General features: G+C 59.4%; 23 protein-coding genes. 11 read left to right on the forward strand and 12 right to left on the reverse strand.

Translation table 11 applies throughout. The features are described from left to right. Nucleotides 1–111: 111 nt before the first annotated feature. From B0G76_RS32160 to B0G76_RS32185, 6 genes are all read left to right on the forward strand, one after another. Nucleotides 112–1782 carry an MASE1 domain-containing protein gene (locus tag B0G76_RS32160; protein ID WP_120296055.1) on the forward strand — a complete coding sequence of 557 codons (1671 nt, stop codon included), beginning with the start codon at nt 112–114 and terminating at the stop codon, nt 1780–1782. Next, nucleotides 1763–2428: a response regulator transcription factor gene (locus tag B0G76_RS32165; protein ID WP_120296056.1), complete on the forward strand. Its 666-nt coding sequence runs from the start codon at nt 1763–1765 to the stop codon at nt 2426–2428. Before B0G76_RS32160 ends, B0G76_RS32165 begins: the two co-directional genes overlap by 20 nt. Nucleotides 2429–2596: 168 nt before the next feature. After that, a complete protein-coding gene (pstS, locus tag B0G76_RS32170; protein ID WP_120296057.1) occupies nt 2597–3772 on the forward strand; it encodes a phosphate ABC transporter substrate-binding protein PstS in 1176 nt (391 codons plus the stop codon). 349 nt (nt 3773–4121) lie between these two features. Continuing rightward, a complete protein-coding gene (locus tag B0G76_RS32175) occupies nt 4122–4385 on the forward strand; it encodes a DUF4148 domain-containing protein (RefSeq protein WP_120296058.1) in 264 nt (87 codons plus the stop codon). A 148-nt stretch (nt 4386–4533) separates the two neighbouring features. Continuing rightward, nucleotides 4534–4983 carry a CidA/LrgA family protein gene (locus B0G76_RS32180; RefSeq protein WP_120296059.1) on the forward strand — a complete coding sequence of 150 codons (450 nt, stop codon included), beginning with the start codon at nt 4534–4536 and terminating at the stop codon, nt 4981–4983. Then, nucleotides 4980–5714, forward strand: coding sequence for an LrgB family protein (locus B0G76_RS32185; protein WP_120296060.1), 735 nt, complete (start codon nt 4980–4982; stop codon nt 5712–5714). Before B0G76_RS32180 ends, B0G76_RS32185 begins: the two co-directional genes overlap by 4 nt. 131 nt (nt 5715–5845) lie before the next feature. Here the strand turns inward: B0G76_RS32185 and B0G76_RS32190 are convergent, their stop codons facing one another. Then, a complete protein-coding gene (locus B0G76_RS32190) occupies nt 5846–6277 on the reverse strand; it encodes a hypothetical protein (protein WP_120296061.1) in 432 nt (143 codons plus the stop codon). Nucleotides 6278–6731: 454 nt separating this feature from the next. On the opposite strand from B0G76_RS32190, the gene B0G76_RS32195 reads away from it, so the two are divergent. Further along, complete coding sequence (locus B0G76_RS32195) at nt 6732–8417, forward strand: phospholipase C (protein WP_120296062.1); 1686 nt, start codon at nt 6732–6734, stop codon at nt 8415–8417. Between the two features lie 173 nt (nt 8418–8590). On the opposite strand, the gene B0G76_RS32200 is transcribed toward B0G76_RS32195, so the two are convergent. Then, entirely contained in the window at nt 8591–9157 is a 567-nt protein-coding gene (locus B0G76_RS32200; RefSeq protein WP_120296063.1) for a TetR/AcrR family transcriptional regulator, read from the reverse strand. A gap of 237 nt (nt 9158–9394) precedes the next feature. Between B0G76_RS32200 and B0G76_RS32205 the strand changes: the two genes are divergently transcribed. Beyond that, complete coding sequence (locus tag B0G76_RS32205; RefSeq protein ID WP_120296064.1) at nt 9395–10174, forward strand: SDR family NAD(P)-dependent oxidoreductase; 780 nt, start codon at nt 9395–9397, stop codon at nt 10172–10174. Between the two features lie 222 nt (nt 10175–10396). On the opposite strand, the gene B0G76_RS32210 is transcribed toward B0G76_RS32205, so the two are convergent. The 3 genes from B0G76_RS32210 to B0G76_RS32220 all read right to left on the reverse strand — a co-directional run bounded on the left by B0G76_RS32210 (nt 10397) and on the right by B0G76_RS32220 (nt 14478). Further along, nucleotides 10397–11623, reverse strand: a complete 1227-nt coding sequence (locus B0G76_RS32210; RefSeq protein WP_120296065.1) for a Xaa-Pro peptidase family protein — start codon at nt 11621–11623, stop codon at nt 10397–10399. A 294-nt stretch (nt 11624–11917) separates the two neighbouring features. Beyond that, a complete protein-coding gene (locus B0G76_RS32215; protein WP_120296066.1) occupies nt 11918–12976 on the reverse strand; it encodes a 3-keto-5-aminohexanoate cleavage protein in 1059 nt (352 codons plus the stop codon). A 155-nt stretch (nt 12977–13131) separates the two neighbouring features. Continuing rightward, on the reverse strand, nt 13132–14478 hold the full coding sequence (locus B0G76_RS32220) for an MFS transporter (protein ID WP_120296067.1): 1347 nt from the start codon (nt 14476–14478) through the stop codon (nt 13132–13134). Between the two features lie 179 nt (nt 14479–14657). Between B0G76_RS32220 and B0G76_RS32225 the strand changes: the two genes are divergently transcribed. Then, complete coding sequence (locus tag B0G76_RS32225; protein ID WP_120296068.1) at nt 14658–15692, forward strand: AraC family transcriptional regulator; 1035 nt, start codon at nt 14658–14660, stop codon at nt 15690–15692. On the opposite strand, the gene B0G76_RS32230 is transcribed toward B0G76_RS32225, so the two are convergent. Continuing rightward, entirely contained in the window at nt 15689–16618 is a 930-nt protein-coding gene (locus tag B0G76_RS32230) for a LysR substrate-binding domain-containing protein (protein ID WP_120296069.1), read from the reverse strand. The two genes, B0G76_RS32225 and B0G76_RS32230, sit on opposite strands and share 4 nt — an antisense overlap. A 99-nt stretch (nt 16619–16717) precedes the next feature. On the opposite strand from B0G76_RS32230, the gene glaH reads away from it, so the two are divergent. Further along, a complete protein-coding gene (glaH, locus tag B0G76_RS32235; RefSeq protein WP_259460788.1) occupies nt 16718–17653 on the forward strand; it encodes a glutarate dioxygenase GlaH in 936 nt (311 codons plus the stop codon). Continuing rightward, the gene (lhgO, locus tag B0G76_RS32240; protein ID WP_120296070.1) at nt 17650–18930 is read left to right on the forward strand and encodes an L-2-hydroxyglutarate oxidase; all 1281 of its coding nucleotides are present in this window, start codon (nt 17650–17652) and stop codon (nt 18928–18930) included. The genes glaH and lhgO overlap by 4 nt, the downstream gene beginning before the upstream one ends. A gap of 72 nt (nt 18931–19002) precedes the next feature. Here lhgO and B0G76_RS32245 read toward each other — a convergent pair whose 3' ends face one another. From B0G76_RS32245 to B0G76_RS32270, 6 genes are all read right to left on the reverse strand, one after another. Then, entirely contained in the window at nt 19003–20211 is a 1209-nt protein-coding gene (locus B0G76_RS32245) for a CaiB/BaiF CoA-transferase family protein (RefSeq protein WP_120296071.1), read from the reverse strand. A 133-nt stretch (nt 20212–20344) separates the two neighbouring features. After that, nucleotides 20345–21640 carry an MFS transporter gene (locus B0G76_RS32250; protein ID WP_259460789.1) on the reverse strand — a complete coding sequence of 432 codons (1296 nt, stop codon included), beginning with the start codon at nt 21638–21640 and terminating at the stop codon, nt 20345–20347. 687 nt (nt 21641–22327) lie between these two features. Next, a complete protein-coding gene (locus tag B0G76_RS32255; RefSeq protein ID WP_120296072.1) occupies nt 22328–23188 on the reverse strand; it encodes a GntR family transcriptional regulator in 861 nt (286 codons plus the stop codon). Nucleotides 23189–23324: 136 nt separating this feature from the next. Next, nucleotides 23325–24170: a TauD/TfdA dioxygenase family protein gene (locus B0G76_RS32260; protein WP_409076739.1), complete on the reverse strand. Its 846-nt coding sequence runs from the start codon at nt 24168–24170 to the stop codon at nt 23325–23327. A 299-nt stretch (nt 24171–24469) separates the two neighbouring features. Continuing rightward, a complete protein-coding gene (locus tag B0G76_RS32265; protein ID WP_120296073.1) occupies nt 24470–24853 on the reverse strand; it encodes a BON domain-containing protein in 384 nt (127 codons plus the stop codon). A gap of 28 nt (nt 24854–24881) precedes the next feature. After that, entirely contained in the window at nt 24882–26003 is a 1122-nt protein-coding gene (locus B0G76_RS32270) for a porin (protein ID WP_120296074.1), read from the reverse strand. Nucleotides 26004–26875: the final 872 nt, after the last annotated feature.

The raw sequence follows: 26875 nt of genomic DNA on the forward strand, positions 1-26875 counted from the left end.
GCGTAATCCCGGCATCAAATTCGCTATATTCATAGGTTCACCAGGATTGCTGCTTGCGGGCTGTGCCGGGATGCGTGGGCCATCGCTCGCGCAGAGGGGTTGAAGTGAACCATGGTCATCATTCGGGGCAACTCCAGGTTTAGGCGCTTCCTGCTCACCGGATTTGTGGCATTGGCGTACTACGCAGGTGCAAAAGTAGGACTTGCTTATGCAGTAGTGGGCGGCGCCGTGTCTCTGGTGTGGCCCTCCAGCGGCATCGCCCTGGTTGCGCTGCTCGCTCTGGGCTTCGAAGTTGCCCCCGGAATCGTTATTGGCTCCTTCCTGGCCAACGTGTCGGTGGGCGTGCCCTTGCCGGTAGCCGCGATGATTAGCGCCGGCGCTACCGTTGCCGTCTTGACGGCAGCATTCCTGCTGAACCGTGCGGCCCGATTCCAGATCACCCTCGACCGCATCAGTGACGTGCTGGCCTTCATCGGTCTCGCTGCGGTGGTGAGCACGGCAGTCAGTGCGCTGATCGGCGTGACCGCGTTATTCGCAGGGGGCCTCGTGCCGGTCGCCGAGTATGGCGCAGTCTTTCTGAAATGGTGGCTCGGCGACATGATGGGCGTGCTGGTCGTGGCCCCGCCCCTGTTCAGCTTCCTCACGCATTCGAACCCTGTCCGCTCCGCGAAACGGACCGTAGAGGCGTGCGGACTGACCGTTGCGACCTTCGGAGTGAGCTACCTCATCTTCGACGCCCCGCAACTTGCCGGCCACGGCTACTATCCTGCAGCCTTGGCGATCTTTCCGTTCGTTATCTGGGCTGCTCTGCGCTTCGATCACCTGGGCACCAGCATCGCGACCTTGATGGTTTCAGTCGTGGCAGTCTGGGGTACCACCCACGGCACGGGCCCGTTCGCCGCCGAATCTCCAGTGGATAGCCTCGTGAGGTGGTGCACCTTCGCGAACGTCATGGCGATAACCGGACTGCTGCTGGTGGCGGCACGTGCTCAGGAACAGCGCGTTCATAGACTGCTGCAGGTATCGCACCTCGAATTGGAACGGCGCGTCCAGGAGCGAACCGAAGACCTGGAGAAAACGAACAGTGAACTAAAGGAAGAGATGGCGCAGCGCCGTCTGCTGGAAGAAGAACTGATCCAGATCGGTGATCAGCAACAGAGACTGATCGGCCGGGAACTGCATGACGGACTCGGGCAGCACCTGACCAGCCTGGGTCTGTACAGCGCCGCCATGAAACAGAAACTGCAGACACAGGGCCATCCAGCCGCCGCCGACGCCGCTATCATCGTCGGATTGGTGAAGCAGGCATCCTTGATGACCCGCAGGATTGCCCATGGCCTGGATCCGGTCGCCATGGAATACGGTGGCCTTGCGGCCGCACTGCATGCGCTGGCAGAGACGGCTCGCACGCTCAATAGCGTGGATTGCGTGCTGCGGATCGCGCCAGATGTGGACTGCCAGGATCCGCTGATGCAAATCAACCTCTACCGTGCGGCACAGGAAGCAGTCAACAACGCGCTGAAATATAGCCACGGCCACCGCATCTGGATCGATCTGGAGCGGGCAGACGGTATGCAGACGCTTTCAATCAGTGACGACGGAGTGGGCGTTGGCCAGGAAGACATGGAGCGTGCCTCGGGACTGGGACTTCACAACCTGCGTCACCGGGCAAGCCTTCTGGGCGGCTCTTGCACCGTGATCCGCAACGCCTGCGGTGGGACCACGGTCGCCCTCCACTATCCACTACCGGAGGGGCCGGACCATGAACGGGAAATCGTCTAGCCCAGACCGTGCGACTCAAATCCTGATCGTGGATGACCACCCCATCATCCGCGAGGGAATGACGCACCTGCTGAATCTGCAAGGGAATCTGCACGTCTGCTGTGCAGCCGGCAGTGCTGAGGAAGCTTTGGCGGCCATGGCCTGCCAGCCTGACATGGCCATTGTGGACATCAGTCTGCAATCGGACTCCGGCCTCGATCTTGTCAGGACCCTCCGCCACCGCTACCCAAATCTGGCAATCCTCGTCCTCAGCATGCATGATGAAAGCCTGTTTGCCGAACGCGCATTACGGGCCGGGGCAAACGGGTATCTGATGAAACTCGAGGCCACTGAGCATGTCGTGAGCGCCATCCGCGAAGTGCTGGCAGGCAATATTTATTTGAGCGCCGCCATGCACGAAAAGCTGGCGCGAGCCCTTACCGCTCCCCGAAAAAAGCCGGATGGCCCAATTGCGAGCCTTTCGGGACGGGAATTCGAGGTCCTGCATCTGATCGGGCTCGGCTTCAGCACCCGCGAAATCGCCGCGAAACTGAATCGGAGCGTGAAGACCATCGAGGCGCATCAGGCCAACATCAAGGAAAAGCTGAATATCCGTAACGGCAAGGAGCTGATGCGCTTCGCAATTCAATGGATCGAGAATCAATAGGCCGGCATCCGTCCGCTGAATAAGGCAATCCCCTAGCCTCTTTTAGGAAGGAGGCCTTATTCATGCGCACGCAGTCAGCGCATACAGTGCAGTGGTACCTGCCGGCGTGCCGCAATCCTTGGGCGGGAGGAGCAGGCGCAACCCCAAGGCTCCATGGGAGTCGCCGCCATGAACACCAGAGTCCATCGAACCGCTGTCGTTCTGATCTCCGCATTTATTCCTGGAGCGGCCCGCGACCTATGGCCGGTGTTTCGATGGGTCGCGGTTACGTGCCTCGTTGCGAGTCAAGCGCTGGCAGCGCAGGCGGCAGGAGGAATCACGGGCGCCGGTTCAAGCTTCTTCGATCCGCTGGTGCAGAAGTGGGCCGCCTCCTATTACGGCAAAACCGGCCAGCAGGTGAGTTTTCATCCCATTGGCTCGGGCAACGGCATCGATCAGCTGAAAGCGGCCAAGGTGGATTTTGGCGCCTCGGACATGCCGCTGAAACCAGACGAATTGCGCGCATTTGGACTTATCCAGTTTCCGGTGGCGGCGGGCGGCCTCGTGCCGGTGGTCAACCTCGATGGCATTGGCGCGGGACAGCTTCACTTGACGGGTGCGCTGCTGGCGGACATCTACCTGGGCAAGATCACCGATTGGAACGACGCGGCCATCAAGGCAGTCAATCCCGGCCTCGCGCTCCCTGATCTGAAAATCGTCGTGGTGCATCGCGGCGATCGCTCCGGGTCGACCTTCAACTGGACGAACTACCTGTGCGCGGCGAGTGCGCAATGGCGCGAGCAGGTGGGCAGCGGCCTGACGGTCAAATGGCCTGTGGGGATCAGCGCCACGAGCAGCCAGCTCGCCGCGACCTATGTCAAGCGGATCAAGGGCGCGATCGCCTATGTCGAACTGACCTACGCCGGGCCGGCGCCCTTCGCCTATGCGAGCGTTCAGAATAAAAGTGGCGCGTTTGTCGAGCCATCGGCCGCGAGTTTCAAGGCTGCGGTCGAAACAGTGGCGTGGGGCCGTGAAGGCGATTTCTACCAACTCGTCACCGATCCACCGGGCGACCACGCCTGGCCGATTCCTGGTGTCGTATTCATCCTGATGAGAGCCGACTCCAGGGACAAGGCTGGCACCAATGCTGTGCTAGCGCTCTTCCGGTGGGCCCTCACTGAGGGCCGGGGAGATGCGGCCACTGAAAATTACGGCACCCCGCCGCCGAACCTGGTCGGGGAGATAGAAGCGTATTGGGCCCAGAACCTGACCAACGGGCACATCATCGGCGTCGGCGCCATCGGCTCGCCGAAGAGCCAGACAGGCATGGTTCACGAAACCAGCTCGTTGCCGACCGGCTTCTAAGAGCACTTCACGCGCGAGCGCACCGAGCGGTATATCCACGAGCGCGCAGCTTCGCGCAAAACATGAGCCACTCGTTTCACTTTATTAAAGAGGCTCAAATGAAAATCCGGACAGAGCCTTGAGCTGGCAGCGTCAGTTACGCCGACCTACGGCTTGCAGATCCTGGAACTGCCGCGATACGAAAAAAAACGGTAACGCAGGAATGAAGGCGGCCCTGCCCTGGTATTACAAGAGCGTCCCGCTTCCTCACGAGCGTCTTCGATGCCCTTCGAAGCGGCACGAAATCCCGGCGCCAACGGCGTGATTCGCACGGGCGTCGGACCTGTCATACATCGTGCTGGAGAATACGATGAAAACTTTGACTTTGATCCCTATTGCCGCATTGGCGTTGTGCACAACGCTGGCCTATGCGGGCGACGACGCTGCCACAGCCCGTACGACAACCGACAGCAACGCAGCCATGACGTCGGACGCAGTCGGCGGCACGTCCGTGGGCAGCAGCGGTAGCGGTGGCTTCCAGGGCAAGACTCGCGCGGAGGTCAAACAGGAATTGCAGCGCGCCCAGCAGGACGGCACGCTGGATCGCCTGAACACGCTCTACGCCGGGCAGTGACCAGAAGCACGGGATGCCTGACTCCGATTGCTCACCGCAATGAGGGTTATTGCCGGCTAGTGAACGGAATCTGGCATCACGGCTTTCACAACTTTGTCGTGCTTCGCTGGTGGCTCAACGTGTGCGCCGCCGAATCGAAGGTTACCCGATGATCAGGACGTTCACTGTGCTTCTCGCCTATCAGTGCCTGGGCGAGTTAATCGCATACGCAGGGAACCTGCCGATTCCTGGGGCGGTGATAGGGATGATCCTGTTGTTAGCCTCCCTGAGCCTCCGTCCGGGCCTTTCATCCGCTATTGAAAGCGACGCTCTGGCCTTCCTTAAGTTCTTGCCTCTTTTGTTCGTTCCAGCAGGCGTGGGCATCATGGTCTTTGCCGGCCACGTGGCTCATGACCTGCTCCCGATAGCCGCGTCCATTGTTGTGTGTACGGCACTGGCCATTGTCGTTACCGCGCTTGTCGGCCAGACGTTGTGCGCTTTATGGCCTCCGAGCGCCGCACCGCTTGCACCGCCTGCAACACCGTTTGCACCGCTGCTCCATGCCGACGAAAAGACAACGCCTGCCGTTGCCGATATTGCGAAGGTTGATATACCGTGAAGGATCATCTGAATATCGCGTGCGCGTGGGCATTTCTCGGTACAACACCGCTTCTTTGGCTGACCCTCACGTTCCTCGCGTACGCAATCGCGCAGGTCGTCCACGGTTCGCCAAGAAAAAATGCGCTCGCGAATCCCGTGTTGATTGCAATAGCGCTCTTGATACTTGCCTTGCGTGAATCGAACACATCGTATGTCACCTACATGCAAAGCGCCCAGCCCATTCAATTTTTGCTCGGACCGGCAATCGTGGCGCTCGCCATACCGATGCACCGGCAATTACCTAAATTGCGCCGGCTAGCCCCGCAGCTGGCTGGCGCACTTGTTGCGGGGTGTGCGACGCGTATCGCATCGGCCGTTTTGATCCCAAGGCTCCTGGGCGCCACGGGTCAAATACTGGCCACTATTGCGCCGAAGAGCGTGACGGCAGGCATTGCTATCCGTATTTCCGAGAAAATCGGTGGGTTGCCATCGCTGACCGCTGTCCTTGTGATCATGACCGGCATTACTGGCGCAGTGATTGGCAGCGGCCTTTTGAGGTTGATTCACGTGTCGAGACATGACCTGGGTGGCTTCGCACTCGGTGTTGCGTCTCATGGAATCGGCACTGCTTGCGCGTTGCAGTTGAGCGAAGAAGCCGGCGCATTTGCAGGCCTCGGGATGGGCCTGAACGGTATTCTGACGTCCTTTGTCCTGCCAATTATTTATCCCATCCTGAGCGGTTTTTCTTGACGCATCTCGTTCGGGGACAATCCGCCTCGCTGCCGCAATCGGCCTGGGCATCGAGGCGTGATCCGTGGCTACGGGACCACGCCACTTAGCGTTGGTTGCACGTGTTCAGGGTGTTCGGTGTGCGCGCGTAATCAATGGTACGTCGTCGTGGACGACTGCAGTTTCGTCAGCACGCTGCGTTTAAACCGAAACCAGCCTTCCGAGCTTTGCATCACGACTTCATCGTCTTGCCAGAACACACGCTTGACCGTCATGCGCTTACCCGTGCGTTGCACCAGTGGCGGCTGGCGGCGAAAGTCGTACAGCACCGGACCCGAATCAGTCTGGACGAGCGTGCGCGTGACGCTGTCATTTTCGTTGCCGACTTCATCGAAATGCGTAAGCGTGCTCGCGCTGAAGCGATCGAAAATTTCCTTGTCGAGCATCCCCACAAAATCGCGGTCGACGCGCACGAATTGCAAGTTACCCGAGGGCGTGACGAGCGGGCCAGGCGCATTGCTTTGCGCATGAACGCCAGTCACGAAAGAGGTGGCTGCCAGCGCAGCGAGCAATAGTCGTCTCATGTTTCCTGTTAGATTCAGCGGCGTCTCCAACAACGGAGCACGACCCGCAATCGGTCCTTGGGAACATTGTCGCCAATTTTGCTCGGCACGTCGAAGGTCTTTAACTGTATTAGCTGGCCAGGTTCTGCCGGATGCGTCGCACTCACATTGCATGCATGCTCCCTTCCCGCTTCAATGCCTGCCTGAAACATGACAGGCATTGCCAACCTTCCTTCAACCGATCTTCCCAGCCACGATCGAGTTGACGCCCCGATACGCAGATCGCGAATCGAAACAACTTGTAAGGTATCTGACGCCAATCATTCATACGTGCGTGATTGAATGATTGGCGCTTGCTGTAATGCAACCACCGCGTGGCTCTCTATTGTCGAATCGGATCGGCGTTGTGAAGCAGTTTGCCAAGCCATCCCGGGCGCCGCGATTTTCTTTGGGTAACACTACTGGGAGCCACACAATGCTTTGGCGTCGGATTGCCTTTATTTCGCTCACGGCTGTCGCGCTTGCGACGACGGCTGCATGGAGCGCCAGCGAAGACCACGACGGGGACCAGCATGGCTCGCGTCGGGATGAAGTCCATACAGCGACACCCATTAAGCATCTGGTAGTGATCTACGGTGAGAACGTATCGTTCGATCACTACTTCGCGACCTACCCGCATGCGGCAAATCCGTCTGGCGAACCTGCGTTTTCGGCGCAAGCCGGCACGCCAGAGGTGAACGGGTTATCGGGCACGTTGTTGACGGCCAACCCGAACTCTACGAATTCTGCCAATGGCACGGGCGCGGCCAATCCGTTTCGTCTCGATCGCACGCAGGCGGCCACGGCCGACCAGAATCATGCGTACACAGCTGAGCAGCAGGCATACGACAACGGCCGTGCAGACCTCTTTCCGGAATTCACGGGCCGCGGCACCAGCGGCGGCGCTGGTGCGTTCGGCACGGCCGGCCAGGTGATGGGTTACTACGACGGCAATACGGTCACGGCGCTCTGGAACTATGCGCAGAACTTCGCGATGAGCGATAGCGCCTATACCTCGACCTATGGTCCGTCGACGCCAGGTGCCCTCGAAGTCGTCTCAGGACAGACCAACGGCATGAAAGTCGTCCTGACGTCGAAGCAGCCCTCGACGGCCGGCTCGTATTACGTCAACGACGGCCAAGGCGGATTCACGATGATCAACGACGTCGATCCTGCCTACGACCTGTGCTCGAGCACCACCGATACCGCGCAGATGACCGGCAAGAACATCGGCGACCTGCTCAACGCGCGCAACATTTCGTGGGGCGGCTTCATGGGGGGCTTCAATCTGTCGACCACGAACAGCAACGGAACGACAGCATGCAAACGCAGCACGACGTCACAAGTGGTCGGCGCCGCCACGGCCGACTACATTCCGCACCACAACTGGTTCCAGTACTTCGCATCGACGTCAAACCCGCAGCATCTGCGCCCCAGTTCGGTGTCGGCCATCGGGCATACCTACGGAGAACATCGCTTGACCGTCGATCCCGCGAATCACCAGTACGACATCGACGATTTCTATAGCGCCGTTCAAGCGGGTAATTTCCCTGCGGTGAGCTTCCTGAAGGCGCCTGCCTATCAGGACGGTCACGCCGGGTACTCGGATCCGCTTGACGAGCAGGCGTTCGTTACGAAGGTGGTCAACTTCCTGCAACAGCAACCGGATTGGCGCGACACGGCCGTTATCGTGGCATGGGATGACTCCGACGGCTGGTACGACCACGCCTACGCGCTGCCGACAAGCGCCTCGTTCGACTCGGTCGCGGATCAGTTGACCGGCCCAGGTATTTGCGGCTCAGGCACTGGACCCGACGGTTTGAATGGCAAACCTGTGAACGGCCGGTGCGGTCCGGGTACCCGCATCCCGTTTGTTGTGATTTCGCCATGGGCGAAACAGAACTACGTCGACCATACGCTGATCGATCAGTCGTCAGTAGTGCGCTTCATCGAGGACAACTGGCTTGATGGCAAGCGGATCGGCGGCGGCTCGTTCGACGCGAAGGCGGGCAGTATCATGGGTATGTTCGATTTCAACCGCCGCCACGATGAGCACCGTGAGAGCAAGCTCTACCTCGATCCAGCCTCTGGCTTGCCCGTCAAGACGCCTCCATCCATCTGACGCGCAACGCGGGTCCTTCCGACGATGAATGTCTTGCGCCACAGTCCGCTGTCGCCGGGCTGTGGCAGTTTCCCTGATCGATCAGGTGAAGTTGCGCGAGTGGGACCGCACGCACGACCAAACGGTGCGGGCGGAGGTTAATCAAGAAAAGCCCGGGCGCGCAGAGAGAGTGCTCAGCTTTTCATGACCAGCGCGAGCGACGCGGAGAGAATTGATTTCGCCAGTTTGTCGTCGTCAACGGCGCGCGCAAGCGTAATGGCCCCCACAATGGCCGCGACGATACCCAGGCCAGCGTCTTTGCTATCGCTGGATGCGGCTTGCGTTATTTTTGACGCCAGTTTGCGCACGTAACCTGTAAGCAATTCCCTGACGTCCGGATTCGCATGCCGCGCTTCCCCGGCGAGTGCGCATAGCGCGCATCCATTGCCGGGATTCTTCAGGTGACGCTCATTGAGGAAAATCTCGGCAATCGACTGCAGAGGCGTTTCCCCACGCTTTCCCGAACTGGTTACGTGAGACGCAATGCGTTTCTCGCTCTGGCTAACCGCGTGCTCGAGCGCCTCCAGGATCAACGCATCACGCGACGAAAAATGACCGTAAAACGCACCGTGCGTAAGCCCCGCGCTGCGCATGCAGTCGGCGACACCGAGCGCCTCGATGCCGTGTTCGCGAATCTGGCGTGACGCGTTCTCCAGAACCCGCTGCCTGCTCTCAGCCTTTTGTGCCTGCGAATAACCCATTTTTTGCCTCATCACGCTTGACAATCTGCATGATGAGCATAATACTGAATTCCTGCATGATGATCAACATACAGAATGAGGTATTGACGATGCTCATGCCAGTTCGGATGCAGCGTCTGTCCTGCGCTGCTTAACAGAGATTTTGCGGGATTATTGCGACGTTTTTGCGAGGTTTTCGCGCCGTCAGCAGGGGCGGCTCTGAACGTGATCTCGCGGCGTAATACACAGGAGAAGGCTATGCGTTTTACTGGAAAGACAGCGCTCGTCACTGGCGGCAACAGTGGCATTGGCTTTACTGCGGCGCAGCTTTTGATCGCCGAAGGCGCGCGTGTTGCGATCACCGGCCGCGATCGTGCAAAACTGGATCAGGCAGTATCCGAGCTCGGCGAAAACGCGCTTGGCATTCAGGCCGATCTCGACGATGAAACCGCGATCGAGTCGATGTTCAAGCAGATCCAGGCGGCATTCGGGTCCCTCGACATCGTGTTCGCCAACGCCGGAATCTCCGGTCCGACCCCGCTCGGCGGCACGACCGCTGCTGCATTTGAGGCGATTCTTCGCACCAATCTCACCGCTGTTTTTCTCACGGTTCAATCGGCTCTGCCGTTGATGAGCGCCGGAGGCTCGATCGTATTGAACGGCTCCGTGATGCGCGAGCTGGGCTCGCCCGGGTCGGCCGCTTATTCCGCAACGAAGGCGGGCGTCACCGGCATGGCAAAGGTGTTTGCCTCCGAACTCGTGCAGCGTGGCATTCGCGTCAACACCGTGATTCCCGGTGGCACGCGCACACCGATCTGGACGCGCGGCGCACGGGCCGGCGCAACGATCGACGGGACCGAAGAAGCAGCGCTCGCGCCGCGCATTCCGATGGCTCGCCTCGCGGCACCTGAAGAAGTTGCCAAGGCCGTGCTTTTCCTCGCGTCCGACGATGCTTCGGGAATCACGGCGGCGGAAATCGTTGTCGACGGCGGCACGATCGGTGCGCCATGGGGAGCGGCTATGTTCCGCAAGGGGTGAAGGCGTACGACTTTCCGGTAGCGGGTCGACCAGCTTAGGACAGCGACGCGCAGTCCTAAGCTGGTCGACCCGCTGCTGCCGGCAAAAGTAAGAATTTAGTCGACCCGCCCGGCGTCCTGAAACAGGCCCGTATCTCGTATGAGAGCGGGCCTGTGCTATTGCAGTTGATATCTCCGTCACCGGATTCCGGTGACTTCGCCCGGAAGTGTTCGTCCGTAGAAACTACGCAGCGCGAAAAGGATCGTCGATGGAATATGCCGGTTGGGTAAACCACCTCGGCCCCTCCTCGGTCATGTAGAAGTGATCTTCGTGCCGCACTCCAAATTCGCCGGGAATGCAGATCATGGGTTCATTGCTAAAACACATGCCAACTTCCAGCGGCGTTTCATCGTTGCCCACCAGATACGGCGCCTCGTGCAAGTCGAGACCAATGCCGTGGCCAGTCCGATGCGGCAGACCCGGCAGATGATAGCCTGGGCCGAACCCATAGGTTTCCAGGCAACGTCTCGCCGCGCGATCGACCTCTGCACATGAAACACCCAACTGGGCTGCATCAAAAGCAGCGGCTTGTGCTGCCTTTTCTGCGTTCCACACAAATCGCTGCCGATCGTTTGCATCACCGAAAACGTAGGTGCGCGTGATATCCGAAACATAGTTCCTGTACTTGCAGCCGGTGTCGATCAGGACCACGTCATTGCGTTTGAGAACTTGCGGCTCTTTGACTCCATGTGGATACGATGTGGCCTCCCCAAACAGAACGATGCAGAAATGCGATCCTGCTGCACCCACTTTCCGATGCGCACGGTCGATGAAATCACAAACCTCCACCGTGCTAATTCCCTCGCGCAAAATGCTTGCCGCCGCCTGCTGAACCTGCAAAGTCATGTCCTTAGCGGCCTGCATGATTGCAATCTCCGTGCGCGATTTGTTCTTTCTCAAAGACCTGATCAAAGCGTCGGCACAGACTAATTCATAATTCTCCGAGTGTTCCTTCAATCCAAAATAGACCGATGTGGAGGCGGTTCCACAGATAGCAATTTTCGCGTGACTTCCGTGAACTGGCGCGATGCCGATTGCAAGCAAGGCTTTATAAAATGCCGCATACGCACTTTCGTCTTCGTGCCAGCACATGACGTCGCTTTCGACCTTCATGCGATCGCGCAATGTTCTTTCCTCGAACCACGGAGCGATGTAGATCAAGCTCCCCTTCGCAGGGATGATCGCACCAAGCAGCCTTTCACTGGGGTGCCATTCAATTCCAGTGAAATAAAGCAGATTCGTTCCCGCGTTGACGTAAACCGCATCGACGCCAGCATCCGTCATATTGCTCTGCAATTTACTTATCCGCGTCTGGTGCTCAACCGCACTGATTTCCTCAACCTCGCTCGCGCATGGCAAGAGTCGCGCCAATGCCGTTTCCTGATCACTACCACCTACGCCGTTTGTCATTTTCACACTCATTAGTGAAACGGAACACGTTTCGGTTGTCCTTGACGACCGCCCCACTGGCGAAAATTCGATGCCCTCACAGGCGATTCTCTGCTCCACGCCGGGTACGTGTTGTCCCAATTGAACTGTTAGCACACTCGCGCATCCGCAACGGGGACTACGCATGGCGAAACTAGCACAATAGAGGTTCTGTTTGCTTGTGAGATCGGATCGTAATAGATGCGGATTCTTGCATAGTCTCGTACCCATCCAATCATCCGCCGGCTAGCCTCACACCAATTGGCGTTCAAAAATTCAGACGGCCTTGCGCAGGAAGCCCTGGTTACCACCGTTGCGGTTGGGCGCGAAGCCGTTGGCCAGCAGGGTCTCTTCCGCCGTGTCGTAGAACACGCCGATCTTGCTGATTTCGCGCGCCTCCTGGGCGGTGGCCACCTCGCGGCCGAACTCGCGCGAAATGCGCACCAGTTGCTCGATCTGCTCGACTGAGCTCATCTTCTTCGTGCGCGCCTGGTTCCAGAGACAGTCCTCGGTGCCGCAGCGCACGTGCAGCCCCAGAGCAATGCCCATCATGTTGACCGGCAGTACGTTGCGCACTGAGCTCTCTACCGTCAGTACTGCGCCGTCCGGCGTAGCACGCACAAAGTTGGCCAGGTTGTAGATATTCGGTGCGTCCATACCGCCGCTGATCGCCACCCAGTTCATCACCAGCGGGCCCTTATAGATGCCACGCCGGATCAACCGCTCCACCGACTCGAAGCTGTTGATGTTGTAGCACTGGAAGGCGCTCTGAATGCCGGCTTCGCTCAGACGGCGAATGTGCTCCTCGGCCCAGCCAGGCTGAGCCGGCACGGTCATCTCCTTGTAGGCGTTGTAGATCGCCGGATTTTCTCTCGATGTGCCCTTGAAATCCGCCAGCTCCGCATGTTCGGTAACGTTCATCTGCGAGGTGTTGATCGTTACCGTAACCTGATCCGGCTTGGGATCGAGCTCGGCCAGCATGTGGCGCGTGTCGTCGCTCAGCCATTTGGCCGCGGCACCTTCGGTCTCAGGCGCGAAGCTGATCGAACCACCCACCTGGATGATCATCTCGGGCACGCGGGCGCGTACGCCGGCGATCAGCTCGTTGAACTTCGACAGGCGCTTGCTGCCCTTGCCGTCGAGTTCGCGCACGTGCAGGTGCAACACGGTGGCGCCGGCGTTATAGCAATCCACGGCCTTCTGGATCTGCTGCTCCATCGTGACCGGGATGTCTTCGGGAAAATCTGAGGGCAGCCATCCTGGGGCATAGGGTGCAGCCGTGATGATCAGGGGTTGCTGGTTTTCGGGGTAGAGGGAACCGTCGAGAAAATTCATGTCATGTCTCCAATCGCAGGTTGGGATTTAGGAAGGAAATAGGGAGATTGGGTTGGCGATCTCGACATTCAGTCATGCTTATCATTGATAGTTATCTTTCGGTAATCCAATGACTTCGTTTGTTCGACGCGTCTCCTTGCCCCAATGCCCCAAAATCAGACCGCAGTGCCGGTGCTCAGGGTGCCGGCGAGGGCTGGCGCCACATCCAGCTTCACACCGGAGATCCTGGTGGCGTCCGCGTCGTAACTGCGCATTGCGACGACAAAAAACACCGCGGCTAATACGCTGCACAGAGGAATGAAGGTCAGCGCGTGCTGCAAACCCCATTGGTCGGACAGGACACCCGCCAGAAACGGACCCACGGCCAGGCCAAACACGTTTTGAAACAGGGAAAGGACGGCCGCGCCGGTAGAGCGCACACCTGGGTGAATGACGTCCATGGCAACGCCGGCAACCACACCGACGGTGCAGTTCATGAAAAAAGCGCCAAGAAGGATCAGCTTGAACTGTGTATCGCTCGTGTAGGTGCCGCCAAACGCCACCATGAAGATCACCGATGTGATCAGGCACAGTACGGACAGCGCGGGCAGCTTGTTGCGCGGTGTGCGAACGGCCAGGCGTCCCACCACAATGCCCCAGAACGTGCAGCTAAAGGCGCCGACCAGGACCACCGCCGCAGCCGCCTTGCCTGCAGCCTCCGGGGCCATGCCGTGGAAACGGTTTAGGTAGCTGGGCAGCCACGACCAGATGGCCGACACCGTAATCAGTTCTGCCGCCGCTCCGGCACAGAGCCACAACAGCGTGCGCGTGCGTGCCAGCGTGCCAAAGATGTGCTTGAGCGTCCCACCCAGAGACTGGGTTACCTGATTCGAGCCTGGCGTTAGCGCCACCGTCTTGTAGTCGCGCACGAGCAGATAAAGCAGGGCCAGCACGAGCCCGGGTACACCGACCACGCCAAAGGCGGCCTTCCAGCCCCACCTGGCCGCGATCATGCCCCCCAACACCACGCCCAGCACTGAACCGAGCGATGGAGCAGCGAAGAAGGCGCCGAGCACGGCGCTGCGCAAGCGCTTGGGAAACAGTGTGGAGATCAGGGCTGCTCCCACTGAACCGTAGCCGGTTTCGCCCACCCCCACCATCGCACGCGCCACAAACAATTGACTGTAATTGGCGGTGAACATGCACGAGATAGTGGCGAGGCTCCATGCGATAGCCATCACGACGATGCTCTTCACACGGCCCATGCGGTCGGCCACCAGCGCTACCGGCAATCCGCCCGCCCCCACCACGATGGAGATGATGGAAACCAGGGAACCCAACTGTTTGTCACTCAGATGCCATTCGCTCTTGATGTGAGGAAATAGCGAAACGATCACCTGTCGGTCGATAAAATCGAACATCATGAGTGCGAAGGTCAGCGCGAATGCAAACCAGGCTTGCCGCCTGCTCGTCAGGTAGTCGTCGTTGTTGCCGGCCGCCGCGCCATCGGGTATCGCGTTCATGCTTGTCTCCCAACATTTTTTGAAATACCGGCCGTGGTCCTGACGCCTCGCGTGTTCAGATGGTCCGCTTGTCGATCGGACCAATCAAGCTTGATAGTGTGGGTGTGATGGGTTTCCCCCGCTTGACATTACATGACACGGACTTATCATTTTGTGCCAGTCTTCTATTCAGTTTTCCGATGTCGACACTTGTCCGCGCTGCGAGCTTAACCAACTACAGCCAGGTCGCTCGTGCATCCGGACTGGACCCGGTGCGGATGCTTCTTGACGCGGGGTTAAGCCCGTGCGTACTGCGCGAGCCGGACCTCATGATTCCGGTCGAGCGTGTCGGACAACTGCTCCAGGCGTCCGCCACCCTGTCAGGCAACGAGAGTTTCGGACTGTGCATGGCCGAGACGCGCCTCTTGTCCAACCTCGGGGCGGTAGGATTGCTGATCCGCGACCAGGCAACGCTGCGCGACTCGCTCGACATGCTGATGCGCTACCAGGCCTTGCTCAACGGGGCGCTGTCGCTGGCGGTCGAGGAATACGGCGAACTGGTCATCATTCGCGAGGTGGTCATTGCTGGCAGTGCGCATCAGCCCACGCGCCAAAGGGTTGAGCTGGCGCTAGGTGTGATGGTGCAGTTGATACGCCAGCTCCTCAAGACCGACTGGCAGCCGCGGCGGGTATGCTTCGAACATCCGGCGCCGCGCGACGCCAGTACACACCAACGGTTTTTTGGCAGTTGCGTCGAGTTCGACTATGACTTCAACTGCATTATCTGCTCGAAGGACGATCTCGACGCACGCAACCCGTCAGCCGATCCGGCCATGGCGCGCTACGCGCAGCAGTTGTTAGACGCGTCTGTCATGTCGCAGCAAGCGACCATGCTTGAGGACGTGCGGCGCACAATCCTGCTGCTGTTACCCAGTGGACGCTGCGGCATCGAACAGGTGGCCGGGCACCTCGGCGTGGTGTGCCGCACGGTCCAGCGCCGGCTGGCGGAACAGGGGCAGAGCTTCTCGTCGATCGTCAACGACGTCCGCAAGGAACTGAGCACGCGTCACGTCATCGAGAGCGATCGTCCCTTGACCGAGGTGGCGACTCTGCTCGGTTTTTCCGCTCCGAGCGCATTTTCCCGCTGGTATCACACGCAATTCGGTTGCAGCGCCAAAGAGAGCCGGGCGATGCGCGGCGCAGTGCGCGGACAGACGACAGACGAGGCTCTCTAACGCGTCGTGCGGCGCGTCCCCTGGCGCTTCATGACGCCGCCGTATGACAGCGCTGTATCGATGAACCTCAGAACGCACGGCGAATGCTCGCGAACTCGATACGCCACCGCGATTTCGACCTGGTCTTCGAAGTCGCTTAAAGGTTTGAACACCACGCCGGGTTGAGCAAATCCCTGGATGGATTGAGGCACGAGGGCTACCCCATAGCCCGCCGACGCCATGCTGACCGCAGTCATGAAATCGTTGACCCGATACTCGGGTTGCGCATCGAACCCACCGACGCGGCCAAGTCTGGCGAGATCTTCCGCGAAGCCCGCCGCCTCGTTAAACTGCGGCGCAATGAATGACACCCCCCGCAATTCGGAAGCCTTCACGGCTTTCACGCGCACAAGTGGGCTGTCCGCCGGCAGAGCAATCAGCAAGCGTTCGCGCTGAACGACTTTGGCCGTGACCCCATCGGGATAATGCGGGCGGGGCCGAATGAAACCGACATCGATAGTCCCGTCAGACAATCGCTCCAGTTGCGTCGGTGTTTCCATCGCCACGACGTGCATGCGGACGTCCGGGCTCGCCACCCTGAACGCCCTAAGCGTATCGGGCAGCAGCCCGGTTGTAACGGCCGAGCCGATATAGCCGAGCGCAACCTGACCCGCTTCTCCTCTTGCCGCCAGACGCCCGATGCGATCGGCGCGTTCCAGTTGCCGCAGTGCGGCCTTGGCTTCGACCAGAAAAACGTCCCCTGCATCGGTCAGCGTGATAGCCGCACGTTTGTTGCGGTTGAGCAACCGCACGCCGAGATCGGTTTCGAGCCGCTTGATCTGCTGGCTGAGCGCCGATTGTGCGATGTCGAGCCGGTCGGCTGTGTGAGCGAAGTGCAAGTCTTCGGCCAATGCGACGAACAGTTTGAGTTGCCGGCTATCGATCATTTTTAATCTCAATTCGCGAATAAAAATGCAGTTTATACGTGTTTAACGAATCACAGATAAGGAGTCAAATAGCCATACTTTCTTCCCAAGGACACCTTCATGAGCTCCGTCACCGCATTGCCGATGGCTGCACCGGTCGATTCGCAACAGAAGTTTTCGATCCAGCGTCATCCGCATCACGAACGTCTGCGTCATATCACGGTGCAACGTGACGCGTTGCAGACATTCTTCTCTTCAGTCAAAGACATCGACCTCCAGAACCTCGAATACGTGCCGTTCATGCGCTTTATGGTTGCGGATGCGCTCGAGCGCGCAGTCGGCAACGGTTTCGCCTCCGCACTTCGGCAACTCGTGCGGGATCGATCCACCGGCGGATTCACGCTGGGCGTCCAGGACGCGAGCGCCGACCCTCGCGACTTCGTCCGTTTCGGAACGGCAGTCGGGTACCTGCTTGGACCGGCGAATCACGACGCAATGTCCGGCACGTATTACGCGCGCTTCCTCGTGAAGAACACGGACGACAGCGACTCCTACCTGCGTCAGGCATACCGCCTGTTCACGCTGCACACAGACGGAACCTTTGTCGACGAGCCGACCGAATGGCTGCTCATGATGAAGTTCGCGGAAGAGAACGCGACCGGAGGCGAGTCACGCTTCATGCATATCGACGACTGGAGCGAGCGCGACACGTTCCTCGACGATCCACTCGGCACCGGGCCATTTCTCTACAAGGCGCCCGGTTCTAAGAACGTCGACGCGCAGATCGAACGCCCCGTGTTTTTCCAGAGCGAGTATGGCCTGGCGATGTCGTTTATCGATCAGTTCGTACAGCCCCGTTCATCGGCCGAAGCGGTTTATCTGCATAACCTGTCGGCGTCGATGGAAGCGTCTTCCGCGACGCGCGAAGTACCGCTTCCCGTGGGCGACCTCGTGGTCCTCAACAACTATTTCTGGCTGCATGGCCGGGCGCCGTTCCAGAAGCATCCGGCGCTTCATCGTGAACTGATGCGCCAACGCGGAGTGTTCGCACAATGACGACCGTCCAGCATCACCGCGGCTATGACGCGGACGTCCTTATCGTGGGTGGTGGCATCGTCGGGGTCTCGACGGCCATGCAACTGATCGAACGTCATCCGGGCCTGAGCGTGCTGCTGCTCGAGAAGGAGGCCTCACTCGCAGCTCACCAGTCCAGTCACAACAGCGGCGTGATTCACGCCGGCGTGTATTACGCGCCGGGAAGCCTCAAGGCCGAGTTCTGCAGGCGAGGCGCCGCCGCGACCTATGAGTTCGCCCGCCGTCATGACGTGCGGGTCGAGCAATGCGGCAAGCTGATCGTCGCAACCGAAGACGTCGAAGTCGAAAGGCTGAATGCGCTCTACGCACGTTGCGAGCAGAACCGGCTCGACCCGCAGATGCTCGATGAGGCTGCATTGAGGGAACTGGAACCGCGCATCGCGGGACGTGCAGCGATCCGCGTGGCAACGAGCGGCATTGCGGACTATCCGGCCATGACCACGACGATGGCCCGACTCGCGCAGGAGCGAGGCGCGCAGATTCTGCTGAACCAGCGTGTAGACGCACTCCATGAGGACGAAAACGGCATGACCGCGGAAACGTCAGGCGACCGCTTCCGGGCAAAGCACGCCATCGTCTGCGCGGGACTGATGGCGGATCGCCTCGCGAAGATGTGCAATGTCGATCTCGATTTTCGGATCGTGCCATTTCGCGGTGAATACTATCGGTTGCCGGCAGAGAAGAACGACATCGTGAAGCACCTGATCTATCCGGTGCCAGATCCTGATCTGCCCTTTCTCGGCGTGCACCTGACGCGCATGATTGGAGGATATGTCACGGTGGGTCCAAACGCCGTGCTTGCGCTCGCGCGCGAGGGCTATCGCTGGCGCGACGCAAGTCTGAAGGATCTGGCCGACATGGCAACCTTCCCGGGCTTCTGGAAGATGCTCGGAAAGCATGGCGCATCGGGGCTCATCGAGATGCGCAACTCGCTATGGAAACGGGGCTATCTCGAACTGTGCCGCCGCTATTGTCCGGAACTCGCGCTGTCCGACCTCGAACCTTACCCGTCCGGCGTACGCGCGCAGGCCGTGATGGCGGACGGCAGCATGGTGCATGACTTCCTGATCCGCTCCTCGCAGCGCAGCCTGCATGTATGCAACGCGCCGTCTCCGGCGGCGACCTCCGCGTTGCCGATCGGCGCCTATCTCGTCGACGAGTTCGACAAGCGTTTCGATCTTGCTCCACTTACGCGCCCGCATTCGAGAGAGCAGCTACATGGTCTGGCGATCGGGTAAGCACACGGCCGGGTGAAAGTCCCGGCATGGGTTCACGTCGTCAAGCGCATGATGCTGCGTCAACACGCGACGTCAAATGACGCCGTCAGCCTTTAACCGGGAAAGTTGCTCGCCGGACAACCCGAGCAACGTCTGGAGCACGTCGTCCGTGCCCTCCCCCAGTCGAGGCGGGGCGCTTCGTACCGGCAGGCGCGCGCCGTCGAAACGCCAGGGCGGAGCGAGCACTTGCGTGCTGCCAACCTCCGGATGCGAATGCGTCGTTACGAGTCCGGCATCCGTCGCGCGCTTCGAGGTCAGCGCTTCGTGGAGCCCGAGCACTTCACCGCATGGAATGCCGGCCTGCGTCAGACGGTCGAGCAGACTGCGGCGCGCTCTTCGTCCAATCTCGCGATCGATTTCGGGCACCAGCACCGCCCGATTCGCAGCGCGGCCGATATTGGTCTGGAAGCGATCGTCCTCGGCAAGATCGGGCCGTTCGATCACCTCGCGGCAAAAGCGCACAAACTGGTTATTGTTGCCGACCGTGATGACGAGCGGGCCGTCCGCGGCATCGAACACACCGTAAGGGACGATTGAAGGATGCGCGTTTCCGTAACGCGGCGTGTCCTCGCCCGAGATCAACGCTTCCATCCCGCAATACGAAGTGATCATCAGTCCGCAATCGAACAACGCCATTTCAATGTGGTGTCCCTTGCCGGTTCGTTGACGCTCGAAGAGTGCCGCCAGAATGGCCTGGGCCGAGTACATCCCGGTGAACATGTCGACTGCGGCGATCCCGAATTTTAACGGGGGCTGGCTGGCCTCGCCGTTGAGCGCCATCAGCCCGGCCTCGCCCTGAACCACCAGATCGTAGCCGGGACGTGCGGCTTCCGGTCCCGTGCGGTCGTAGCCGGAAATCGAGCAGTAGATCAGGCCCTCGTGATTCTGCTTCAGCTGCTCGTATCCGAGACCCAGCTTCTCCATGCCGCCGAACTTGAAATTCTGGATCACGACGTCGCTCTTCTGAGCCAGATCCCGCGCGATCTGCTGGCCCTCGGCGGTTTGCAGGTCGAGGCTCACGGAGCGCTTGTTGCGGTTGACGCTATTGAAATAGGCCGTCTCGGTCGATCCAATGCGCAAGCCCCAATCGCGCGTGTCGTCGCCGCGTTTCGGGTGCTCGACCTTGATCACTTCGGCGCCGAGGTCGCCCAGCACCATGCCGCACCACGGGCCCGCCAGTACGCGGGAAAAATCGAGCACGCGCACGCCTGCGAGCGGCAGAGAGGAGTTCAGGTCTGACATGGCAAGTCCGTATTTGCAGAAGTTTCTGGCTCGCCCGGCGTAAGCGGTGTAGTTGGCCCATCAAGGCGGACCACTCGGAACATGGACATCGGAAAACGTCCAGTCAATGAGGTTCGCGACGCCGGCGGCACGGTCAGCCGCGTCGCGCTTCCACGATGTAGCGCCACCGGCCAATGAGGTACACCGTTAAGGGCAGAACTGCCGCGAGCGGAAGCCAGCGCAACGCGCCTTGAAGACCCACCGCGTCCGCTACCACACCGGTGAAAAAGGGGCCAGCCGCGAGGCCCAAGATATTGTTGAACAGCGTCAACGTGGCAAATGCCGAGCCATGGATAGCCGGTGGTGTGGCCCCAGCGATAATCGCGCTACATGTACCGAACGAACTGGCAAGGAAAAACACCGCCGGCGCAAGGAGCGCGAGTTGCAGATTACCCGGCGGCAAGCGGAACGCGATCGCAAGCAGGATGCCTAGCACGAGGCAGTAGCCAATGGCCATGTTCCACCTCTTAAGCGACGAGTCTCCGCTGATCCGGTCGGTGATCACACCGCACAGGAGTTGGCCCATGCCGCTGACAAGGACAAGGCCGGCCGCCACTATGGCAGCCTTGCTGACAGGCATGCCCCAGTAGCGATTCAGGTAGCTGGGCAGCCATACGAAAAGCGTGCCCTGAATGAATATCTGCAGGGCGCTGCCGAGGTACGCGCAAAAGACGGAACGGGACGGAAACAGGCCAGAGAAAAGCGCTCGAGGCGTCAGTTTCAGACGCTCGGACACCGGCGTTCCGCTCGCATTGTCCGCATGCGCACGCGCGAGCCTTTTTTCCGTGACGACGAAGAAGTAAATGATCACCAGCCCAAAACCAAAGATCGCCATCAGACCCATCGACCAGCGCCAGCCAAAGTGAGTCGCAACGATGCCGGAAAGCGAAACACCGAGTACGGACCCAAAGGCAGCGGCAGACGTAAAGCCGCCGGCAATGGTAGACCGCAGACGCTTTGGAAAGATGCTCATGAGCATCGCGAGTCCGACACTTCCGTAGGCAGCCTCGCCGACACCAACGAAGATCCGCGCGACGAACATCTCGTGGTAGCTGCTGGCAATCGCGCACCCGAGCGTGGCGACACTCCACAGCGCAGCCATCAATGCAATGCTTTTGACACGTCCCCAACGGTCCGCGATTATGGAAAATGGGAGAGTCAGCACGCCGACCGCCAACGGCACCACGCCGCTAATCGAACCGAGCTTTGTATCGGAAAGCTGCCACTGCACTTTCAGGATCGGGAACAAGGCATTGAGCGCCTGCCGCGACATGTAGTCGGACAGTAAGAGGCAAAACATCAATGCAAATACCACCCACGCGTAGGTTCGGGCGCCACGGGTAACCGCCGCCGACTCGGCCGGCACTACGCTACTTGTATAAAGGTTCAATTCTGTCTCCTCCGATGATTCACTAAATTCATACTGAATCGTGCCGCTTGATGTCGTCTGGTCCGCGTGAAGCAGGACCTCTGCGCCAGGACCGGTAGTGGTTTCTGCTGACCGTCAGCATCGCCGGACGCTTTCTTTGTGTCGCCGTGCGCGCTTTGGATTTCGACGCTTATTTCAAGCATCTTGATGATAGGTGTTGCGCCAAAGCCTCCCTTGTAGCCGCGAAGCTCCAGACGATGAACACTGATTTCAGGATAGCACTGAGAATTATTTTTGGCGACATTAATTATTTGACGCGCACGAAGCATCATATCTGAGCGTAGAGACGAATGGCTGCGAAGCGGCATAAACCAGAAGCGAAGCTAAGGTTCGCAATATTGAGAGTGCGACGAAACGCGATCACGTGCGCGACATGCTGGCCAACCTGGTTCGTTGTCAACGCCGGCCGTTTCGTCGGTTCTGGTGGATGTCTGGTATGCGGTGTCTGCTCTTAAGCGAGCGTACCCAGCGTCGAGGAGAGGATAAATGAGCGGGAAACGAGGCCGATTCCGACGCCATGACATCCCAACTCGTCCCTACTCTATAGGGAACGTCCCGATCAATTCGTGCGACATCGCGACGACGATAGACGGGCCGCCGCCAGTGGAAAACTCGACGCGGCGTTCCAAACCATGGAACGCCGGGCAATCAGGATTCAACGGTCCTAAGCACGCGGGGGGCGACTCGCTTTGTAGAGGCGGCTGCGACTTCGGGCTGCGCCGCCTTTGGAGTACGTGCACGCCGGCTGTCTGCCGGATTTGCGGCGATTGCGCGAACGGCAGCATCTCTCGCGTCGTCCAGCCGCGAGGCCGCAAGGGAAAGCAGTAGTTCGTTGTCCCGCTTGATCGCAGCCTTGTGCAACGCGTGCCAGAATTTTAAAGATGTGCGAACCGATTGAGGCTTAGCCACAAATCCTAGCCGGACATACCGCAGGGTTCGCAATGAGATGGAGTGCAGGACATCGACCAGAAGCCGGTTGCGGCACAGATCGACCGTGTTGAAATTCAGGAGGAAGCTTTCCACGGCATAGGCGTCTTCCGACTCCTCGGCCGCCCTGGTTAGCTTGGGCATATGTGCGGTTAGTAACGCCTCGAACTCGGCCGGGCTTTCGCGCGCCACCTGCTCCAACATCGTGACGTAAAGCACGCTGCGCACCCGGAAAATATCCCGAAGTTCATTCTCGTCGGGTGCCGTAACGATCGCCCCGCGCCTGGCCTGAAACTCAACCAGGCGGTCCCGCTCCAATATACGCATCGCTTCGCGCACCGGAGCACGGCTGACGTGCAGCACCTCGCTGATATCCTTCTCCAGCAAGCGTTGCCCCGATTTCACGAGGTCGAGCGTAATGACTCCAGCCAGCCGGGCAGCGATCTGCTCGGCAATCGGCACCGATGCATACGCCCAGTCCTGCCCACGCAGCACCGCCCGCTCGACTGCCAACATCAGTGAATTCTTGGGCGTCAGGAGCGCGGAAAGATCGGGAAGGTTTTGCGTTTTATTTCGGGCCATGGCGGATAGCGGAGTGAATTTTCGTCGAATTTAATCCTTTGATCATTATAGTCTCCAGCTTTGTAATGTCGACAAAAATTCCCTGACCGCCGGCCGGAGCCTGAACACCTCGAGCCTCGCGAGGACAGGCAAACTGTCAGTATGGTTTATCGCCTTCGATTCCTGCTCGCTCCATCTTCCGCGGAGCAGGCCAATAATCCATTACTGCGTAGTGCTGCGTTGGCCGGTTGTCCCAGACGGCAATACTGTTCGGTTTCCATCGGAAACGAACCTGATACTCAGGGATCGATGCCTGGCTCTGCAGATAACTTAGCAGAAGGCCCGCACCTGGCGTCTTGTCCAAACCGTAACGCACATTTTCAACTGTGTGGTAGTTGATGAAATGCGTCGTGAAACTGCTGACGTATAGGATCTTTTCGCCAGTCTCTGGGTGCGTCCGCACGACAGGGTGCTCCACCTCCGGATTCTGCGCCGCCAGTTTTCTTCGCTCCTCCGGGTCCATCGCCGCACCGAACGAGTGCTCAATGCTGCTCTTTGCTCTCAATCCGTCGATGCGCTTCTTGATCTCCTCTGGTAGTTGCTTATAAGCCTCCACCATGTTGACCCAGATGGTGTCCCCGCCGACCTCTGGGCACTCGACGCAGCGCAGCACTGCGCCCATAGATGGGTTCGGCCGCCAAAGACCATCACTGTGATAGTTGTTTTCGTAAGGATTTCTTGCTTCCGATCGATAGATCTGCACGAGACCCGGGTGTTCCGGATCGCTTCCCGCAACTGGATGATCTTCCAGCTTCCCAAAACGGCGCGCAAAGGAAACTTGCTCTTCCCGAGAGATATCCTGATCTCGAAAGAAGAGGACTCGGTGCTTAAGCAACAGTGCCTTGATTTCTGCGAACAGCGATGCATCTCGAGACGCATCCCCCAGACTCACACCGGACAGCTCGGCACCAATGCAAGCGGTCAGTCTCTCTACTTTAATCATGAGTGGTATCTCCTTGTATCTGGCAGGTATTTCACTAACCCACCCACCGTCGCCGCGTGGCGCCGCAGCGTTACGAAACCGTGAAATATTGTTTGCCCTGCATCTGTACAAACAAGATAGCAGATCACTGTATTTATGTCGACATTAATTTCCTTATTCACGGACCTGACTGGTCGCGAAATGCGATGGCGGGTTCTGCCAGCCGACCGTGAAGGGTCATGCCTCGTTTGCAGACGCGAACCAGGTTCAAATCCAGGGGCAAGTCTGCCAATTCGAACAGAACTGGCGCGCGCGCCTCACTACTGGCCGAACGGCCGCTGCACCGTGAGCTTGCTGGTCACCGACGTCACGCCCTCTACGCCCTTCGCGACCTCGGTGACGGTATTGATCTGCGACGCCTCCGGGACCGTGCCGGTGATCAGCACCGCGCCGCCTTTCGCGGTGATACTGATGTCACCCGCGTCGATCTCCTTGCGCTTCGCGAGCGCCGCGTACACCTTGCGTCGCAGCGCACGATTTGCCTGCCGCGCGGCTTTGGCCGTCATACCGCCAGACGCGGTGACCGCCGCGCTGGCCGTGCCAGCCGATGCCCCCCCTGACGCGCCGTCCTGCGCCCATGCACTGATCGACGCCGCGGCGACCACAACGCCGAGTGCCACCCTGAGTCCATTCATCGTTTTCATCGTTGTTCTCCGTTTCGATTTCAAATCGTCAGAAGCTGTGACGCAGACCGATCATCGCGGCCGTGGTCGATACGCCCGGCGCGACGATCTGCCCATACATGATCGTCTGGTTCATCGTCCCGCGGTTCGCGACGTACCCGACCTGCGCAGAAACGATAGTGCGCTTCGACAGGCTGTATTCCGCGCCCACCGCGTATTCACTCGAATGGTTCGCCGAGTTGTTGCGGTCCTTCAGGTAGTAGAAGCCGGACGTGACCTTGAGGAACGGGGTGAACTGATAGCCGAGACCACCCGAAATCATTTCGTAGTCCGCGAGGCTCGTTTTCGACGGATTCTTGCCGATCCCGTACGACGCCGACGCCGATACGCCGCGGAACGTGTACTTCGCGCCGAAATAGTAGAAGCGGTTGTTGTCGAGTCCGGTCGGCGCGGCCGTCGCAAGGTTCGTGTCGTGAGCGTTGTAGTAGACGGCGGACAGATTGAGGCCGTAGTTCGAATATCTGAGCACCGCCGATTCGCGCGTGCCGCCCTGAATCTGGCCCGGCACGCCGCCCGGCGCGTACTCCAGCGCGACCGACGCACCGTGGAACTTCGGCGTCTGATAGACGAGCGCGTTGCTATCGTACAGCGCGCCGATCGGCACGTTCGTGTTGGTCCCGGGCCAGCCGGCGGCCTGATTCAGCCCGAGCCATGCGCCCAGGACGCTACCGAAGTACTGCGCCGCGCGGACGTCGGTATCGGCCATCGCGTAGATCATCGGCGTGTACTGCCGCCCGGCGTCGAACGTGCCGAACGGTCCGGAGAGGCCGACCGTCGCCTGCTGGTTGAACACCGCGGTACCACCCGTTGTGTCGGCCAGCCCTAGCTTGCCGTTGCTGCTGTTGAATACGCCCTGCAGCCTGAAGTTGACCTTGTAGCCACCGCCAATGTCCTCGGTCCCCTTCATACCCCAGAAGCTCCCATAGAGGCTGCCGTCCTTGAAGCCGTATACGTGCCCGTTGTTGTGGGCGTTCGGCGCGAACATCGACGCCGCCGTGCTTTGATAGAACAGGCCCGAATCGATTGCACCGTACAACGTGACCGACGACTGCGCATGCGCCGCGCTGGCGAATACCGCGAGTACCGCTACTCCGCTCCACTTCAGTTTCATTGGCGTCTCCTCCGCTTTTTATGATGACCGGGCAAACCGGGCCGAATGCCTGACCGACCACTTCGCATACGCGCCGCCCAATAACGACGACTTTCTGCTTCGTCGCGCCCTTTTTTCACGCCTGGCAACTGGTTTTGACGGGATGCGTGACTTGACGATCGCCCCGACGATTCCGGCCTTCCTGCAATGGCCCGGCTTGCCGACTGAGTACTGACAATGCCGATCATCCTCCAAAATTGTTGATGTCGACATTAATACTTACACTGAGTCGACCGGACAAGCAGAACGGTTGACGGTTTCGCGACAAGCGATCACGTTCGGCCCCCAGATTCGCAACGTCGGAGTCAATAGGCGTCTGCCTCATCTGGTGAAAAATTCCACACCTCTATTTTTGTCGACATTATTAACTTGTGGAGATACACTGCGAATCACAGTGGCCTTGCACTGCCGCGGCCGATGCAAAGTCAATGAACGGAGGAATTCCAATGCGGTCGACGTTGTCGTTTTCGAAGACATTGGCGAACAAAACTCATGCCGCTCGGCGAATCGCGGCGCGGATTGCTGCAGAGTTTGTCCCGAGAGGAAATCTCACTCCAATGACTCATGAAGCGCTTTGCTATGTGTGCATGGTCGGCATGGTGATGCCGACCCACCATGACATCACACAGTGGGATCGGGTCATAACAACAGGAGGCTCGAACTGAACGACGACTCCGTCGGTACGCCTGAACGACACAATTCGGGTGGAAAGCGATGAATGGCAGCCACGATTTCCGTCGTCGTCGTCGGCAATCGTGGCTGCGGTAGTCGATGACCCGGCGCTCCTGCGGCAGCGGATGACTGTCATGAAAAGTCAAGTGCCAGGCATGCAA

The sequence above is a fragment of the Paraburkholderia sp. BL23I1N1 genome (assembly GCF_003610295.1).
Lineage (GTDB): Bacteria > Pseudomonadota > Gammaproteobacteria > Burkholderiales > Burkholderiaceae > Paraburkholderia.

Coding starts and splice junctions, on each gene's coding strand:
- B0G76_RS32160 (WP_120296055.1), top strand. CDS start 112: ATGGTCATCATTCGGGGCAACTCCAGGTTTAGGCGCTTCCTGCTCACC.
- B0G76_RS32165 (WP_120296056.1), top strand. CDS start 1,763: ATGAACGGGAAATCGTCTAGCCCAGACCGTGCGACTCAAATCCTGATC.
- pstS (WP_120296057.1), top strand. CDS start 2,597: ATGAACACCAGAGTCCATCGAACCGCTGTCGTTCTGATCTCCGCATTT.
- B0G76_RS32175 (WP_120296058.1), top strand. CDS start 4,122: ATGAAAACTTTGACTTTGATCCCTATTGCCGCATTGGCGTTGTGCACA.
- B0G76_RS32180 (WP_120296059.1), top strand. CDS start 4,534: ATGATCAGGACGTTCACTGTGCTTCTCGCCTATCAGTGCCTGGGCGAG.
- B0G76_RS32190 (WP_120296061.1), bottom strand. CDS start 6,277: ATGAGACGACTATTGCTCGCTGCGCTGGCAGCCACCTCTTTCGTGACT.
- B0G76_RS32195 (WP_120296062.1), top strand. CDS start 6,732: ATGCTTTGGCGTCGGATTGCCTTTATTTCGCTCACGGCTGTCGCGCTT.
- B0G76_RS32200 (WP_120296063.1), bottom strand. CDS start 9,157: ATGGGTTATTCGCAGGCACAAAAGGCTGAGAGCAGGCAGCGGGTTCTG.
- B0G76_RS32205 (WP_120296064.1), top strand. CDS start 9,395: ATGCGTTTTACTGGAAAGACAGCGCTCGTCACTGGCGGCAACAGTGGC.
- B0G76_RS32210 (WP_120296065.1), bottom strand. CDS start 11,623: ATGACAAACGGCGTAGGTGGTAGTGATCAGGAAACGGCATTGGCGCGA.
- B0G76_RS32215 (WP_120296066.1), bottom strand. CDS start 12,976: ATGAATTTTCTCGACGGTTCCCTCTACCCCGAAAACCAGCAACCCCTG.
- B0G76_RS32220 (WP_120296067.1), bottom strand. CDS start 14,478: ATGAACGCGATACCCGATGGCGCGGCGGCCGGCAACAACGACGACTAC.
- B0G76_RS32225 (WP_120296068.1), top strand. CDS start 14,658: ATGTCGACACTTGTCCGCGCTGCGAGCTTAACCAACTACAGCCAGGTC.
- B0G76_RS32230 (WP_120296069.1), bottom strand. CDS start 16,618: ATGATCGATAGCCGGCAACTCAAACTGTTCGTCGCATTGGCCGAAGAC.
- glaH (WP_259460788.1), top strand. CDS start 16,718: ATGAGCTCCGTCACCGCATTGCCGATGGCTGCACCGGTCGATTCGCAA.
- lhgO (WP_120296070.1), top strand. CDS start 17,650: ATGACGACCGTCCAGCATCACCGCGGCTATGACGCGGACGTCCTTATC.
- B0G76_RS32245 (WP_120296071.1), bottom strand. CDS start 20,211: ATGTCAGACCTGAACTCCTCTCTGCCGCTCGCAGGCGTGCGCGTGCTC.
- B0G76_RS32255 (WP_120296072.1), bottom strand. CDS start 23,188: ATGGCCCGAAATAAAACGCAAAACCTTCCCGATCTTTCCGCGCTCCTG.
- B0G76_RS32260 (WP_409076739.1), bottom strand. CDS start 24,170: ATGATTAAAGTAGAGAGACTGACCGCTTGCATTGGTGCCGAGCTGTCC.
- B0G76_RS32265 (WP_120296073.1), bottom strand. CDS start 24,853: ATGAAAACGATGAATGGACTCAGGGTGGCACTCGGCGTTGTGGTCGCC.
- B0G76_RS32270 (WP_120296074.1), bottom strand. CDS start 26,003: ATGAAACTGAAGTGGAGCGGAGTAGCGGTACTCGCGGTATTCGCCAGC.